At 49.2% G+C, this 15,367-nt stretch carries 13 protein-coding genes and 1 tRNA gene; 7 read left to right on the top strand and 7 right to left on the bottom strand.

Going from position 1 to position 15,367, the window contains the following annotated elements:
* Positions 1–389 precede the first annotated feature (389 nt).
* Positions 390–465: transfer RNA gene (locus BGK46_RS01180), tRNA-Asn, on the bottom strand.
* 236 nt (positions 466–701) lie between these two features.
* Here BGK46_RS01180 and BGK46_RS01175 point away from each other — a divergent pair.
* The 3 genes from BGK46_RS01175 to BGK46_RS01165 all read left to right on the top strand — a co-directional run bounded on the left by BGK46_RS01175 (position 702) and on the right by BGK46_RS01165 (position 4,055).
* On the top strand, positions 702–2,615 hold the full coding sequence (locus tag BGK46_RS01175; RefSeq protein WP_069586644.1) for a hypothetical protein: 1,914 nt from the start codon (positions 702–704) through the stop codon (positions 2,613–2,615).
* 64 nt (positions 2,616–2,679) lie between these two features.
* On the top strand, positions 2,680–2,919 hold the full coding sequence (locus BGK46_RS01170; RefSeq protein ID WP_069586641.1) for a YdcH family protein: 240 nt from the start codon (positions 2,680–2,682) through the stop codon (positions 2,917–2,919).
* A 14-nt stretch (positions 2,920–2,933) separates the two neighbouring features.
* Positions 2,934–4,055: a PQQ-dependent sugar dehydrogenase gene (locus BGK46_RS01165; RefSeq protein ID WP_069586640.1), complete on the top strand. Its 1,122-nt coding sequence runs from the start codon at positions 2,934–2,936 to the stop codon at positions 4,053–4,055.
* Between the two features lie 5 nt (positions 4,056–4,060).
* Here the strand turns inward: BGK46_RS01165 and BGK46_RS01160 are convergent, their stop codons facing one another.
* Entirely contained in the window at positions 4,061–4,813 is a 753-nt protein-coding gene (locus BGK46_RS01160) for a PilZ domain-containing protein (RefSeq protein ID WP_069586639.1), read from the bottom strand.
* A 233-nt stretch (positions 4,814–5,046) separates the two neighbouring features.
* Here BGK46_RS01160 and BGK46_RS01155 point away from each other — a divergent pair, with 233 nt between their 5' ends.
* Positions 5,047–6,060 carry a glycine betaine ABC transporter substrate-binding protein gene (locus BGK46_RS01155; protein ID WP_069586638.1) on the top strand — a complete coding sequence of 338 codons (1,014 nt, stop codon included), beginning with the start codon at positions 5,047–5,049 and terminating at the stop codon, positions 6,058–6,060.
* A gap of 67 nt (positions 6,061–6,127) precedes the next feature.
* On the opposite strand, the gene BGK46_RS01150 is transcribed toward BGK46_RS01155, so the two are convergent.
* A complete protein-coding gene (locus tag BGK46_RS01150) occupies positions 6,128–6,967 on the bottom strand; it encodes an isopenicillin N synthase family dioxygenase (protein WP_069586637.1) in 840 nt (279 codons plus the stop codon).
* 191 nt (positions 6,968–7,158) lie between these two features.
* On the opposite strand from BGK46_RS01150, the gene BGK46_RS01145 reads away from it, so the two are divergent.
* The gene (locus tag BGK46_RS01145) at positions 7,159–7,533 is read left to right on the top strand and encodes a glutaredoxin family protein (protein WP_069586636.1); all 375 of its coding nucleotides are present in this window, start codon (positions 7,159–7,161) and stop codon (positions 7,531–7,533) included.
* Between the two features lie 171 nt (positions 7,534–7,704).
* Here the strand turns inward: BGK46_RS01145 and BGK46_RS01140 are convergent, their stop codons facing one another.
* Both BGK46_RS01140 and BGK46_RS01135 read right to left on the bottom strand, forming a co-directional pair.
* Positions 7,705–9,120, bottom strand: a complete 1,416-nt coding sequence (locus BGK46_RS01140; protein ID WP_069586635.1) for a Na+/H+ antiporter NhaC family protein — start codon at positions 9,118–9,120, stop codon at positions 7,705–7,707.
* Positions 9,117–10,277 (bottom strand): trans-sulfuration enzyme family protein, encoded by a 1,161-nt coding sequence (locus tag BGK46_RS01135; RefSeq protein ID WP_069586634.1) that lies wholly within the window; start codon positions 10,275–10,277, stop codon positions 9,117–9,119. The genes BGK46_RS01140 and BGK46_RS01135 overlap by 4 nt, the downstream gene beginning before the upstream one ends.
* 320 nt (positions 10,278–10,597) lie before the next feature.
* Here BGK46_RS01135 and BGK46_RS01130 point away from each other — a divergent pair, with 320 nt between their 5' ends.
* Both BGK46_RS01130 and BGK46_RS01125 read left to right on the top strand, forming a co-directional pair.
* A complete protein-coding gene (locus BGK46_RS01130) occupies positions 10,598–11,029 on the top strand; it encodes an oxidoreductase (protein WP_371414256.1) in 432 nt (143 codons plus the stop codon).
* A gap of 15 nt (positions 11,030–11,044) precedes the next feature.
* Positions 11,045–12,970 (top strand): putative bifunctional diguanylate cyclase/phosphodiesterase, encoded by a 1,926-nt coding sequence (locus tag BGK46_RS01125; protein ID WP_084781177.1) that lies wholly within the window; start codon positions 11,045–11,047, stop codon positions 12,968–12,970.
* Here the strand turns inward: BGK46_RS01125 and BGK46_RS01120 are convergent.
* Together BGK46_RS01120 and BGK46_RS01115 are read right to left on the bottom strand one after the other, a co-directional pair.
* Complete coding sequence (locus tag BGK46_RS01120) at positions 12,967–14,325, bottom strand: hypothetical protein (RefSeq protein ID WP_069586633.1); 1,359 nt, start codon at positions 14,323–14,325, stop codon at positions 12,967–12,969. The two genes, BGK46_RS01125 and BGK46_RS01120, sit on opposite strands and share 4 nt — an antisense overlap.
* Positions 14,326–14,626: 301 nt before the next feature.
* Positions 14,627–15,118 (bottom strand): SixA phosphatase family protein, encoded by a 492-nt coding sequence (locus tag BGK46_RS01115; RefSeq protein WP_069586632.1) that lies wholly within the window; start codon positions 15,116–15,118, stop codon positions 14,627–14,629.
* Between the last annotated feature and the right edge of the window lie 249 nt (positions 15,119–15,367).

Genomic DNA, 15,367 nt, shown 5'->3' with positions numbered 1-15,367 from the left:
AAAACAGGGAGGGTTACACAGTGACATATTCCGCGAAGCGGAACAATTAAAAATTTAGAGAGCATTGAGTGAGCACCTATCTATACAATAGGCAGGCTCGAGGGAAAGCCTAATTCATCAGCATTCTTTGATACTAACACCATAAAAAAAGCGCCAGCCTTTCGGCTAGCGCTTTTTTCTAAATTTGGCTCCCCCAACTGGACTCAACGGGGGCGCCCAGCTCAGTGACATATTCCGTGAAGCGGAACAGTTAAAAATTTAGAGAGCATTGAGTGAGCACCTATCTATACAATAAGCAGGCTCGAGGGAAAGCCTAATTCATCAACATTCTTTGATACTAACACCATAAAAAAAGCGCCAACCTCTCGGCTAGCGCTTTTTTCTAAATTTGGCTCCCCCAACTGGACTCGAACCAGTGACATACGGATTAACAGTCCGCCGTTCTACCAACTGAACTATGGGGGAAACGTGTTTCGTAACAACGAAAAGGATGGTAGGCGATTGCAGCAAAGGGTGCAACCCCTTTTACGGTGATTTATCGCTTTTCATGTTCAAATGGCTAAAAAGACGCCAAAACAAGCGATTATCACATACGTTTTGCATCCTTTCCCCAAAAAATGCCAAGATGACAAACAGACAGAAAAAGGAAACGAACATTGAATCCGGACGCCTCTTCCCTGCCCCGTTTTATTGCTGGCCCCATGTTACGGCGAACCACTCAACATGAAGTCGTCGTATGGGCAGTATTATCAACGCCGCCAGACAAAGGCACATTATCCGTTTTTGATGATCAGACCCTCCTTGCCGCGATGCCACTCTCCTCGGCACAGCAATTTCGCGCAGGGAAGCATGCGTGGGTGGTGCTAGCTCATCTCCGATGTGCGCACGGCTTTCCGCTCGATGTACCATTGCGTTACGACATCTTACTCGATCAAAAGCCCTTGTCTGAATGGATACCCGATTTACTCTATGAAGGTGAACGTTCACCGCACTTTGTGATCCCCTCCCAAGCGAACCATTTAGCGCATGGCTCATGTCGGCACCCGCACCATCAGTGTGATGATGCACTGGTCACACTCGACGATAAACTCGCCAATGAGGAGATCTCACAATGGCCGGGCATGCTCATTATGAGCGGAGATCAGATTTACGCCGATGATGTCGCCACACCAATGTTGCAGCGGATCAGAGCCTTGATTGCTCGGCTGGAGCTCAAAAATGAATACTTTGACGCCGCACCGATTACTCATTGCCGGGAACTCGATACCCACCCTGATGGCTACCTCAACCGAACAAAATTGTTACCCGCACAGCGCGCACGGTATGGTTCTCTGTTCGAGCGGTTAAAAGGGCGTGCGCTGCCGATCTTCACCTCCCAGACAACCAGCAATCACCTGATTAGCTTTGCCGAACATTTCGCCATGTATTTACTGGTGTGGTCGCCAGAAGCGTGGCGCATCACAAATACAGCCTCAGTCGCACTCAACCGCACGTTAACGCCACAACAGCAGTCACGGTATCAGCGTGAAGAGCAAGCCCTGAGTCATTTTCAACACGGTCTGCCCCAAGTCAGGCGTCTGTTCGCGCATCTCGCCACCTATATGATTTTTGATGACCACGACATCACCGATGACTGGAACATCACCGTAGGCTGGGAGCAAGCAGCCTATCAACAGCCCTTTTCACGGCGCATTATTGGCAACGGCCTGTTTGCCTATTGGCTATGCCAAGGCTGGGGAAATGACCCTAAACAGTTTGATCCCTCGTTTATTGCGCTTGCGACAGCTAGCCAGTTTGGTCAGTCTGGCGATGACCCGAATGATAGTGCGCACGACGCAATGATTGAGACGCTACTTCGCTTTGAGCATTGGCATTACAACGTACCGACGACCCCCTGTGTAGTGGTACTCGATACTCGAACTCGTCGGTGGCGGTCGGAGTCCAGTATGAACCGCCCATCCGGCTTGATGGACTGGGAAGCTCTGATGGATTTTCAGCATGACTTGCTTAAGCATGATAGTGCGGTCATTGTCTCGGCCGCGCCTATGTTCGGGGTAAAATTTATTGAAGTATTACAACGTATCGCAATTTGGCTCGGTAAACCTACCATTGTCGATGCTGAGAACTGGATGGCTCATCCGGGCAGTGCTAATACCTTACTGAGTATTTTCCGCCACCAGCGTACGCCAACCAACTATGTGATTTTGTCAGGTGATGTGCACTACTCATTTGCCTACGACATTCGTATTCGTTTTCGTACCAATAGCCCGCGCTTATGGCAAATTACCGCGAGCGGCTTTAAAAACAATTTCCCAGAGCCGCTGCTGAGTATTTGTGAATGGTGCGATCGTATTTTGTTCAGTCCTCGCTCACCATTTAATTGGCTAACCAAGCGAAAGCGCATGCGGATTGATAGGCGTGATCCCGACACCGCAGGTCCTAAGCGCTTGGTGAACGCCAGTGCTGTCGGGCTGGTCACCTTACAACCGGACGGTTCGCCACATACCATCAGCTTATTGACAGCTGACGGCAAAACCATCCATTTCCCCGATAAAAAAGCGGCGAAAGCCGTCGAGCCCAGCATCCCGCCTCTCGACCCGAATCAAGCAGACTGAAACTGGAGAGATCGGCAAAGCACGCCTAGCCTTAATAGCATCACAAGGTGAGAAGGAGGTGTTTATGCAAGGCGAAAATCATGCGCTTATCTTTGAGTTCCCAGAGTACCGTGAACGCATTCATGACTTGAAGGCGAACGATCCTGACTTCCAACTTGATGCCAAGCGTTATCATCAGCTCGATCATCATATTCGTGGCCTAGAAATGAAGCAGATCCCAACCAGCGACGACATTTTTACCGCGATGAAAAAGCAACGTGCACACCTTAAAGATCGCCTCTATCGTAAACTCAGCGTCCACTGATCAAGGAGGTCGTCATGCACCGGATATCGTCGATTTTTTTGTTGATGTTCGTAGTGTGCACGCCGTTGAGCGCGCACGGGGTGACTGTCGAGACGGAGACGGTCACTGTGAATGTCGAGGAAGTGAAAAGTGGTTTCGACCACCCATGGGGGATGGCCGAGCTACCTAATGGCGATATCCTGATCACTGAACGGAACGGCACCTTAAAACGCCTAACGCCTAATGGACTGACAGTGAACATATTAGGAGTACCCAAAGGCGTCTATCAGCAGGGGCAAGGAGGGCTATTTGATATTGCGTTAGCGCCTGACTTCCCCGCGACCGGCACCCTATACCTTTCTTACGCTGCAGAAGATGAACGCGGTCAAGCGGGAACAGAAGTTCTCAAAGCAACGCTGTCACAAGATGTTCTCATCAATAGCAAGGTCATTTTTACTGCATTGCCCAAACGCGGCGGAACCCGTCACTTTGGCAGTCGCCTATTGGTGACCCAAGAGCACCTTTACATCACGCTGGGCGACCGCGGCCACCGTGACCGCGCCCAGTTTATTACCGATCATTTGGGGAGTTTAGTGCGGTTAAACCTCGATGGCAGTTTGCCGGTCGACAATCCGTTCTCTGCTCACGATGCAAAAAAGCCCGAGATTTTTAGTTACGGTCATCGCAATGTGCAAGGTATCACACTCGATAATAATGGCAGCACTGTCTGGGCGCATGAACACGGCCCTCAAGGTGGCGATGAACTCAATATCATCGAAAAAGGGGTTAACTATGGCTGGCCGATCATCACTTATGGGGTGAATTACGGATTGGGCACACAAATTGGTGAAGGCACCGCGAAAGAAGGTATGCAGCAACCTGTCTATTATTGGGATCCGTCAATTGCACCGTCAGGCATGATCATGGTGGACAGTGATCGCTTCCCGATGTGGCAAGACAACCTACTGCTTGGATCGTTAAAATTTGGTCTGTTGGTGCGCCTAACCCTCGAAGACGGTAACGTGGTGAGCGAAGAGCGGCTATTTGATGGTCAGTTCGGGCGTATCCGCGACGTCATTCAAGCCAATGACGGCAGCATTTTGCTTCTTACAGATAAACGAAACGGCAGCTTACTGAAAATGACCCCGCGCATGTAAGAAGATTAAGACCAATTCAGAGACGTTTCACCTTTATTATTGGTCACCGCTAATCGGTAATAGGTGCCATCGAAGGCAAGGTTGGTGATTAACCACGTACTGCGTGCCTTGCTACGATCGTCAAACTGAAAGCCACACAAGTAATCATCGCTGAGTAATCGGTGTGAGAGTATCGAACCATTAAGCGTGAGATCTTGATTCGGGGCGATATGGTCGAGGTTCAACGTTGCCTTTTTTTCTGGTGCTAATTTGGCGCCCATTGAACGGTAAGCAAATAAACATCCGCCAACCGACAAATCGCGTATCTCCACCTCAATCTTGCTCATTCCCTCTGTGGCAAGCGTCGCTGATAGCGCCACTGGAAAGCGCTTGTCTTGTCGCAACGGCGTGGCTGTCGCGCCTTCACGAAGAAGCTCAATGCACACAATACTGCAGTGGCTCTCGAGCACGCCTTGCACCTTGCCACTGAATCGGACTAGCGACCCATCTGCTGCCACACCATGCAATCGCACTTGAAAGCCTGGGTTTAAATATTGCCCTTTTTGCTGCGCAGATAGAGACGGGATTTGGGTGTAGCAGTAACGTTTTCCGTCTGTACCAAGCATAATGGCATTAAAGCGAAATAACCCTTTCATCGGCGTGTGCACATGCATACGCACTAGGGCTGCGCTTCCCAGCTTTAAAGCCGCTTGCGATCCCGACAGGGCGATTACATCATCTTGTTGTTCAATGGCGTTGAGCTGTTCTTGGCGTGGCATGTAAGGTTCCTCGACAATCAGTCATCAAAGCAAAGGTGCGACGGCAACGCGCTCAACAATTTGTACGGAGGCGTACCACTAGCGTTTATAACGAGCGATATTAACCTAAAGATCAAAAAATGTGTTTTTAGATTGTGATTCAGCACCTTGCGCTTCAACCAGTATAGACCTTGTATCAGACGCATGTTACGTTTTGGTTTTGACCTAACACTAGCGACTTTCAAGGACGATCTATGCGACCCCTACTCTGTGCCCTCCTACTTTCTCCATTGTTTATCTCGACGCCAAACGCCTACGCCGATGAGCCAGCCTGCGGTGATGTCACGATTGCGGATATGAATTGGAATTCGGCCACGCTGATGGCACATGTTGATCAATTTATCCTCGCTAACGGCTATGGCTGCGACGTGCGTTTGGTCCCCGGTGACACCATGCCAACAGGCGTATCGATGACAGAAAAGGGTGAGCCGGACATTGCACCTGAGTTCTGGACCAACTCGCACAAAGCAATGCTCGATAAAGGGGTGGCTGATGGGCGACTCAAATACGCCGGCAATGCATTTAGCCAAGGCGGAAATGAAGGCTTTTGGGTGCCAAAATACATGGTGGACCAACATCCAGAGCTTGCTACCATTGAAGGTATTAAGTCACATCCAGAATTATTTCCACACCCTGAAGACCCCGACAAAGCGGCGTTTATGGGCTGCCCCGCCGGATGGACTTGCCAAATTTCTGCCAAGCACCTTTTTGATGCACTTCAACTGGGTGAAGCCGGTTTTGAGATGATCGATCCCGGCTCTGCCGCTGGCCTGGCTGGAACCATTGCTCGTGCCAATGATCGTCGTGACGCGTGGTTTGGTTATTACTGGGCACCGACGCCGGTGATGGGCAAATATGAAATGGTCGAAGTGGACCTTGGCGCAGAAGTTGATCTTGAGCACTATAAAAATTGTATCACTCAAGCGGAATGCCAGACCCCAAAAGTCACTGCATTTCCCACCTCTCCCGTGCACACACTCACAACAGCGTCATTTGCGGAGCAATCGCCGGTCGCCTTTCGCTACGTTCAGCAACGTGAATACGATAATAGCGTCATGAGCGAGATGCTCGCTTGGATGGATGATTATCAAGCTGATGGCGAGATCGCTGCCGATGAGTTCTTACGCCGCTATCGCGACCTTTGGCACCAATGGGTGAATGAAGAGGCCGCCGAGCGCATCGAAGAGGCCTTGGGGGATGACGCTTAACTTGCAATACGCGAAACGGGTCTAAATAAAAAGCCGAGGGACATATCACCTCGGCTTTTGTTTTCGCTTACAGAACACCTAATTCACGTAAACGCTCAGTCAGATAACTTTTCGCCGTATAGCGAGAAGACAGCACCACATCTGGTTTCGGATGTAAAAACAGCGGTAACGAGATCCGTGCTTTGGTTTTATCAGCGCCTTCAGGATTAATCACGCGATGGGTGGTTGAGGGGAAGTAGCCGCCCGATGCTTCTTGTAGCATATCGCCAATATTGACAATTAAATTACCGAAGTCACACGGCACATCTAACCAATGCCCATCTTTCGCTTTCACTTGCAGGCCCGGCTCATTCGCTGCTGGTAGGATGGTCAACAGATTAATATCTTCGTGGGCGGCAGCACGGATAGCACCTAGCTCTTCATCGCCTTTTAACGGCGGGTAATGTAATACGCGCAACAATGTCTGCTCACTCCCTGCAATCATGCTAGAAAGTGATTGTGAGTAGTGCTCACTGACGCTATCCGGTGACTGACGCTCAACCCATGACAACAAGGTCTCAGCCAAGCTGGTCGCTTGTTGATAGTAAGATTGCAGGTTGTCACGGAGGGCCGAAGGACACTGCCCCCAAGGGTAGTAGTGAAAAAATTCCTTTAAATCGCGCTTCGTGTGGCCTTTCGCCGTTTCCGCAATTTTAGAGGGGAAAAAACCATCTTGGGTATCGGGCTTAAAGGTAAATGCGTGTTTTTCCTCGGTGTTAAAAAAACCTTCCCATTGGTTGTAAATATCAGCCACGAGCTGCTGTTGTAGTGGGTGGTTTTTAAGCACGCCAAATCCCGTTTCGCGTAAGGATTCAACAAAAGCTTGCTCCGCATTGGGCGCTTGAAAGTCAATGGCTTGCAGTGTCATAGGGTACCTGTAATCGTTTGCTTATTATCGTGAGGTTGCAGGATGGTTAGTTTACCAGCCAAAAGGCGCCATACAACGCCACTGTGTTTCACATCAGAAACACATTGTCACCATTTAGAAACAAACCCTGATATAGGGTCACGTGCGCTGTCGTGTTAAACTCTGCACTTTGATACACACAGGGAGTGAAAATGGGTGTTATTCGTTGGATCCTTGGCCGGATCATTCTCGTTGTTGAAGCGCTCACTAAGCCTAAGCCACCAAAGCTGAACGCAGATCAGCACCAAGCCATGGTCGCGTTTTCAAAGCAAGTGACCTTATATCAATTTCAAGCATGTCCATTTTGCGTCAAAGTTCGTCAAGCAAGCCGAAAGCTTGGACTGCCACTAGCGGCAAAAGACGCCAAGCGCGATATGGCCGCCCGACGTGAGCTGGAACAGGGAGGCGGAAAGATTAAAGTCCCCTGTTTGCGTATTCAACAGGGCGATGAGGTGCAATGGATGTATGAATCAGATGATATTATTGCGTATCTCAACCAAGCCACAAGCCCTATTACACAGGCTTGACTGGGTAGGTAACTAGACATTCCTAGACTCGTTGTCTACATTTTATTAGACAACAAGATCAACCTTCGCTTGCCCCTTTTGCCCGAAAAGACTGACTCCATGTACTTGGGCATTAACAAACTGTCCTTGCTAACTCGCAAGGACAGTTTCTTTTTCTAACCGAGTGTGCGCTTAAGCGCTTCCCAATATCGCAAATAAGACCGCGGTCACTCCCCCCACCGCAAAGACATAAGGGAATTGCGTACGGATATGGTCGACGTGATCGTTACCCGTCGCCATCGACGCGACAATGCCTGTATCACTGATCGGTGACGTCATATCGCCAAAAATGGCCCCAGATATCGATGCGCCAATCATCAAGTGCGGGTCAATGCCTGTCGCTGCACCAATCTGAATACCAATCGGGATCATGATTGCAAACGTGCCCCACGAGGTCCCAGTCGCCAATGACATAATCGCGGCAATCACAAAGACAAAAGCGGCTGATAATCCTGCAGGCAAAATGCCATCAATCACTTCAGTGATGTAGTGTCCCGTATGTAAGTCTGCCGATAAATCCCCCATTAAAAATGCCAGCGACATAATTGCCCCCAGAGGCATCATATTCGCGTATCCGGCTAACAGGTGGCGGAAAAAGGCATCTAACGACAAGACGCGCGTGCCGATAAAGAAAGCCATCGCGACCGCAGTCCCTGCCATCACCGCCCAAAAAACAGCGGTCGAGCCCGACCCAGAGGCAATATCGCCATTACCCGTGATAAACAGGCCCACCGGCACCATTAAAATGGTGCTCAGTAACGGCAAAACAAAATAGCTCACTTTGCCTAGCGGCTCATCATCGCGCTGATGATCGCCAGCAATAGGAAAGGCGCCCTCACGCAGTACTTGTCCAGCTGCCGCACGTTGGTCAGCTTTCGCCATTGGCCCCCAACTCGCCCCAGTGAGCACATAAAACAGCACCGCGAGCAAGGAGAGCCATGCCATTAAGTTGTAAGGGATGGCGTGCAATAGAATGGTGAAGGGCTCGCCTTCAACATATCTTTTGCTGACTTGCACGCCGATAATCGCCATCATCGCGGCGCCCCAACCATTGATCATCACACTGGAGCAAGTCGCAACGCAGGATGACTGGATCACATAGGCGAGCTTCTCGCGAGAGACGCGATAATGATCGGCTAAATCACGACTCACCGTCCCCGCTGACATAATAGAAATTGAGCTTTCAATAAAAATCAGCATGGTGGTGACCATCGCGAGCAACTGCACCGCAATCGGGTTTTTCACCAATTGAGCACGCTCGGTGAGCGCATGAATCACAGCCCGCGTGCCGCCTGTGACTTGGATAAGACGAATTAACCCGCCCACCATAAAGCAAAACAGAATGGTGCGGGTGTTCCCCGCGCTGGCAAACACACCAATATAACTATCCAGTGCCTTCGCCACGCCTGCGAATGGATTGAAATTGGCGATCACGGTATAACCCACCATCGCACCTGCCAGCAGCGACAGAATCACCTGGCGCGTGACCACAGCAAGCACAATCGTGACCAGTGGCGTCACCACCGTCCAGACGCCATAATCCGTCATGACGCCTCCTGATCAAGCGCGTGCAGAAGATCATCAATTAAGTCACGGCTATCTTCAATGCCAACTGAAAGCCGGAAGGTGGTATCGAAAATCCCCATCGCCTCGCGTTCCTCTTCACTCATGGAGCCGTGAGACATGGACGCCGAATGGTTGATCATACTCTCCACACCACCGAGCGATTCCGCCAAGATGAAGTAGCGTAAGCGGCTTAAAAATCGCTCGCTTTCCACCCGCGTGCCTTTTAGCTGAATGGTGACCACTGCCCCCCCTGAGCGCATTTGCGTTTGACAAAGCGCATGTTGCGGGTGTGACGGTAAGCCCGGATAGAAAACCGCTTCAATGGCAGGGTGGTTTTCCAGCGCGGTCGCGACTTTTAGCGCATTATCGCATTGGCGCTGCATACGCAGATCGAGCGTTTTTAATCCGCGTAACGCGAGATAAGCATCAAACGGCGAGGCAATCGCGCCGACCGTGGTTTTCGCAAAATCAATTTTTTTCGCCAGCGCTTCATCAGCGGTGACCAGCGCGCCGCCAATCATATCAGAATGCCCACCAATGTATTTGCTGGTCGACAACATCACAATATCCGCCCCTAAACGCAGCGGCGTTTGGTTCCACGCAGTCGCAAAGGTGTTATCCACACAGGTTAATAACGCATGCTCGCGGGCAAACTGGCAAATAGCGGTAATATCGACAAGTTCCAACAAGGGGTTGGTTGGGGTTTCAATCCAGATCATCGCCGTGTTCGGCTTGACCGTGGCTGCTACGGCATTGAGATCGTTGAGGTCGACATAATCGACACTGAGCCCATTATTGGTGGCGCGGAGTTTGTCGAACAAGCGATGCGTCCCCCCATACACACCGCGCATCGCAATAATGTGCGCGCCTGCCGGCAGCAGTTCTAAGGCCAAGGCTGTCGCTGCCATCCCCGAGGCCGTCGCGGTCGCATAACAACCTTGCTCGAGCGCTGCCAATGCACTCTCGTAAGCTGAACGGGTTGGATTCGCAACCCGCGAGTAACCAAAATCGGCCTGATGGCTAAGGTCAGATTGAATGAAACTGCTGGCTGTGTAAATCGGCGGGAAAGCCGCATTGTGCCCTTTATCCGTTTGATCACCACCGTGAACAGCTAACGTAGAAAAGTGGGGTTGTTTCATACTTTCACCCATTAAAAGAATATTGGTTTAATAATTTTTTTTATTTTAGCCATTATGACGACTTATAAACAAACTGGCATGATATTGTATGACTATGATGATTTATAAATAGAATTATATTCTAGCATATAAGAACAAGTTACTTTGCTAAACCTACCGAATGCACCCTCCACGCCCACACTTGAGTAAGCCAGTGCGTGCAACTACGTTTAAAAGGAAGCTCTTGGGAGGCGCATATCATGACACACTGCACCACAATTGGCCGAGCACAGTACGGCCGCTACTTGCAATGGATATTGCTGGTTGGTTGGGTGATCGCAATGACAGCCAGTCGTACAGTCATTGCCAGTCCGATGCTGACGATTACCAGCTCAGAAGGAACAGAGGCTTTTACGCGCGAACAACTCGTCGCGATGGCAGATCGTACTATTGAAACAGCCACGCCATGGACCGATGGCCAACAGCGGTTTTTAGGTGTCTCTGCACAAAAACTACTCGCTCAGCTCGATATTCCGCCCAGAACACTCAAAGTCTATGCGCTAAATGATTATTGGGCTCACATTACGGTTGAGGATATTGAGCGGTATAACCCCATATTTGCGATAAAAAAGAACGGCCAGTGGATGCGTGTTCGCGATAAAGGGCCGATATGGGTCATCTACCCGTTATCGGAGAATCATTTAATGGATAACGAAATAATACACAGTCGGATGGTGTGGCAAGCGAACCGTGTAGAGGTGATGGATGAGTAGCGGTGTGACACACTCATGATGCTTAAGCGCCCGATCACTTGGTTTATTGTCTTTGTCTTTTCGATCCTTATTTTCGCGGTCGTAACGCTTTATCAGTTCAATCAAAGCTACTCTCGCCATGCTGTGCGTACCCAATTGTCAGCATGGGCATTGGCCCAAATGGAATTAGAAACCCTCGAGTTTCGCCATGAGCTCGCCTTGTATCTCCACACTCAACGTCAAGACCGCAGTGCACTCATTTTAAAGTACGACATTCTCTGGAGTCGCTACGACACCTTTTTACGAAGCAGCGAGACAGAGAAGTTGAGACAAGCCTTTAGTGCCACTCCTCTGGTCAAACGTGCATTTCAAACCATCAGACGTTATGAACAAGCGGTATTAGAAGGTCAGAGGCCACGCTTACAGCTGTTGCTTGGCGAAATGGACACCCTGCTCCCTGCGCTGCGTGATTTAATGATCAACAATTTAACCGGCCCTGCTGCTATCAAACAGCGCGAATACCTTGCTAACCAATTAAAACATATCTACCTCACCGTTGGACTGATCCTTGTCCTACTTGGATACTTTTCTTGGCGCATGTTTAGAGACAGCCTCTCGCAACAGAAAATGGCATGGATGGACAGCATCACACAGCTTCCAAATCGGAATTATTTATTGTATGCCTTACAAAAAGCTGCGAGCAAACATATCATACACACCTTACTTGTCATCGATATTCGCCGCTTTAAAGACATTAATGACTTGTTGGGGTATGAGCAAGGGGACCAAGCACTCACTAAAATCGCGCAAAAGCTTAATAGTATCTGCTCACCTTATGGCTATACTTGCGCGCGTTTAAGCGGCAACCGATTTGCAGTTTTAACCACGGCCGATGGCCATTATTTAAGCTTTTTCACCCAACCACTTCGCGATACATTGCGCCACGCCCTCGACGACATCTATCCTGATATTCAACTTACCGTCGCGCTTGGGATTGCCAAAAGCACAGATCTTGATGCAGCACTGCATAAAGATCCGGAGGTCTTTGCGAATACCCTATTGAATAATGCCGATCTGGCCTTGCTCAAGGCCAAAAATGCTTCTCCCTCAAAAGACAGTATCGTGGTCTTTAAGCCTAAGTTCGAGGCCGATGCCCGTGAACGCCGACAAGTAAAGGATGACTTAAATGCCCTGCTGCTGGATGAAAGTCAGGATGAATTGTCTCTTGTCTATCAGCCGATTATATCGTCAGAGCCTAACAAACTGAGCTGTGAAGCATTAATTCGCTGGCAACATCCAACCTTGGGCCAAATCCGTCCGCAGTTATTAATCGATGTAGCGGAAGAAGCCGGTCTTGGACAGCGGCTTGGTACTTGGATCCTACGCCAAGTTTATGCGGCGATGAATACCGAGTGGCAAACCATCAATCAGCATATCGATATCGCCATCAATTTGTCTGATTCTTTCTTTAGTGAGGCCTTGCTCTCAGACGTGGTGAATATTTTTATGCATCACCCTGAGCAACGTAAACGGTTGGTGTTTGAAATCACCGAAACCATGTCCATTGATGATATTGGTCGATTTAGCCTACTCATGAACCAGTTGCGAGACATTGGCGTTAAACTTGCCTTGGATGATTTTGGCACCGGATGGTCCTCAATGGCGGTGCTGAATCACTTGAGCTTTGACAAAGTGAAAATAGATCGTAGCTTTGTCGAGCATATGGCCACCGTTTCTCGTCAGCAAATACTGGTCGATACCATTTGTTATATGTCACATCAGCTCGGGATCCGCGTGGTTGCCGAAGGGGTGGAAACGCAAGAACAGTTGCTCAGTTTACAGCAAATGGGGGTCGATGCGTTTCAAGGCTATTACTTTTCTAAGCCACTCAGTGCCATTGATTTTTATGCTTTTTGTATCGACTACCTCAGCAGGCAAAATACGTTTTCATTGAAAAATTAGTCAAGGATTTCTTCAATATCGACCACTTTCGACCGGTTTACAGTGATTTTCCAACGCTGATATACCGTGGGCTGGTCTTTGATCTTTTGACAGCTCACCAAATTGAATTGGTGGCGCTTTTCAACCGAGTCTTTTAATACCTGTCCATCGTTTAGACGATACAAACGCTGACTTCCGCGATCCATTAAACGTGAGAAAGAACGAAAATCGAGCTTCCAAACATCTCGGGTCGTGTCATAGCCTGACAAAAAGCGAGTCGTCTCTAGCTGGGTTTTGACCTTTAGACGCACCACAGCCTCTTCTTGCTGACGCAACTTACCACGACGCAGCTTTTTAACTTCCTCCGGCAGCGCAGTAAAGTCGATGTAATCGAGCCACTCCAACTGCCGACCAATCTGTCTATTCGAGGTGGGGTCAATAAAGCGTTTGCGCCATTTGGGCCGCCCTTTACGAATCCATCGCCATAGCGCATCACGCAAATCATCTTTAAAAATTTCACGCAACGCATAGATCCCAGCCATCGCCAAGACAAACGACAAGGTAATCTCACCCAAATACTGCCGCGCCTGCACAATCACAGTCGTGACAAACAGCATCACAAACGCTGTCGCCGAGGCTTTCGCGAGTTTGTTGAGGTTCTTACCCAAAGCTTCCGGTTTTTGGCGAATGGTGACAGGAAATTCAATCAAACGACGTAAGAGGCGCATTTTGTTAACCATACGGGTCGGATCGCTGATAGCTTTGTCGGAATTGTAGCGATTGACCAAACGATGGGCTTCTTCCGCTTCACAAAGCTCCACCAGTTGTTGGCGGATGGTTTTATACACCGAGCCGCGTGGCATATGCGCTAGAAGCGATAAAAATCGTTGCTCGGTCAGCCATGACAGATAATTATCAATATTGTTGTAATACTTCACCAGCTTAGTATCTTGCGGCTGGTAACGGCGCAAACGGCGCAAGATTTCCACCGCCATTTCGATGGTATCTTCTAGTTGCTCGAGTGCTTCTTCGTCTTCCAACCCTGAGACCGACTCAAAAAAGTCGTGCGTCGCTTTCTCTAACGAGAGCGCGTACTGATAAGCATACAAACTCAGGCTGACCCGATATTGCTCGGTGGGTAATTTCTCTCGGCTAGCTAAACGAGAGTGCACCAAAGGTAAGTGGTAGCGAGAGGTAAAATAGGTGCGGCTATTCGACAGCACGCGGTGGTAGAATTCATCTTCGTTCAGGACATGCTTACCAAACTTCAGCTCTCCGGGGACAAACAAGTAGAAGTCGACTTCTTGTGCACTGATTTCCTCGTTCAGAATGGCAACGCGAACCGATAAGCCTTCATGTTTATCTACCGTGATCAATCCTACTCTCCTACTACTCAATGGAATGCTGATGCGACAGTGTGCAAGGGCTGCCTCAAGGCGGCACTATTATTCCACATCATCGGTCGATTGCGTCATCATAATGACAAATATATGACACGTTATTGATGGTTAATTTATCGCCACTTTTTTGTTTTTCCTGCTCATCCCTGATGAGTACAGGGCTCAGAAGAAAGGTAACAAAGAAATTAACGGGGTTATCCACAGTTTTAGTAGATAACTTTTTCCCCTCTCATCTAAATGTAGTTTGTCTTCAACTAGATATAGTGCCTATTATGACTTAACTCACTTGACGCTTTGGCCAATCAAGGTAAATCAGCTGCGCATCCACCTCGTTGATCGCTTGCCACGATGTCGTCTCAAACGTCACCACGGCTATTCCAGACGTAGGTAAATTCTCTTTGTACATGCCCACCTGTTGGAGATAAAGGTTCAACGCAGGATTATGACCAATGATCATCGCGGTTTGATGACGATCATCCAACTGTTTCGCTACGGCAGTAATCGCACCACTGTGCTCGGTATATAAGGCGGTGTCGACGAGGATAGGTGGCTTGTCATTAAGGGTCTGCGCCACCAATACCGCGGTATCTTTCGCTCGCTGCGCTGAGCTGGTTACAATGGTTTGAGGCTGCAATAACCAAGCATTGAGGCGCTCAGCCATCAAAGGAGCTTGACGAAACCCTCTTGGATTCAAAGGCCGGTCATGATCGTCTAAGCTAGGGTCATCCCAACTGGATTTCGCATGTCGCATCAAAAACAGGTATTTCATTCTACCTCCTTAAACCACGTGGCTTTCACGTTAACAGGGCTTTCTCTCCGTCACTCCACTTCGTTAATCAACATCGAGTAGGGTGAGGCGTTGCCGCCTCATCCCTCTCACAGAACCGTACATACGGACCTCGTATACGGCTCATGCACACTTCCATTCAGATTCAAGCTGCACCCCTATCACTCAAAAAAAAAAAAAGCAACAATAGACTTAGCCTTCGTAACAACACAAATAAAACTACAATACGAC

The organism is Salinivibrio sp. SS2 (assembly GCF_001722075.1).
Lineage (GTDB): Bacteria > Pseudomonadota > Gammaproteobacteria > Enterobacterales > Vibrionaceae > Salinivibrio > Salinivibrio proteolyticus.
The sequence above is the reverse complement of the archived record's forward strand: the minus strand, read 5'-3'. Positions and strand labels throughout refer to the sequence as shown.

What these genes read in the sequence shown, in the direction of transcription:
- BGK46_RS01175 (WP_069586644.1), top strand. Translation starts at nt 702, where the DNA reads ATGTTACGGCGAACCACTCAACATGAAGTCGTCGTATGGGCAGTATTA.
- BGK46_RS01170 (WP_069586641.1), top strand. Translation starts at nt 2,680, where the DNA reads ATGCAAGGCGAAAATCATGCGCTTATCTTTGAGTTCCCAGAGTACCGT.
- BGK46_RS01165 (WP_069586640.1), top strand. Translation starts at nt 2,934, where the DNA reads ATGCACCGGATATCGTCGATTTTTTTGTTGATGTTCGTAGTGTGCACG.
- BGK46_RS01160 (WP_069586639.1), bottom strand. Translation starts at nt 4,813, where the DNA reads ATGCCACGCCAAGAACAGCTCAACGCCATTGAACAACAAGATGATGTA.
- BGK46_RS01155 (WP_069586638.1), top strand. Translation starts at nt 5,047, where the DNA reads ATGCGACCCCTACTCTGTGCCCTCCTACTTTCTCCATTGTTTATCTCG.
- BGK46_RS01150 (WP_069586637.1), bottom strand. Translation starts at nt 6,967, where the DNA reads ATGACACTGCAAGCCATTGACTTTCAAGCGCCCAATGCGGAGCAAGCT.
- BGK46_RS01145 (WP_069586636.1), top strand. Translation starts at nt 7,159, where the DNA reads ATGGGTGTTATTCGTTGGATCCTTGGCCGGATCATTCTCGTTGTTGAA.
- BGK46_RS01140 (WP_069586635.1), bottom strand. Translation starts at nt 9,120, where the DNA reads ATGACGGATTATGGCGTCTGGACGGTGGTGACGCCACTGGTCACGATT.
- BGK46_RS01135 (WP_069586634.1), bottom strand. Translation starts at nt 10,277, where the DNA reads ATGAAACAACCCCACTTTTCTACGTTAGCTGTTCACGGTGGTGATCAA.
- BGK46_RS01130 (WP_371414256.1), top strand. Translation starts at nt 10,598, where the DNA reads ATGACAGCCAGTCGTACAGTCATTGCCAGTCCGATGCTGACGATTACC.
- BGK46_RS01125 (WP_084781177.1), top strand. Translation starts at nt 11,045, where the DNA reads ATGATGCTTAAGCGCCCGATCACTTGGTTTATTGTCTTTGTCTTTTCG.
- BGK46_RS01115 (WP_069586632.1), bottom strand. Translation starts at nt 15,118, where the DNA reads ATGAAATACCTGTTTTTGATGCGACATGCGAAATCCAGTTGGGATGAC.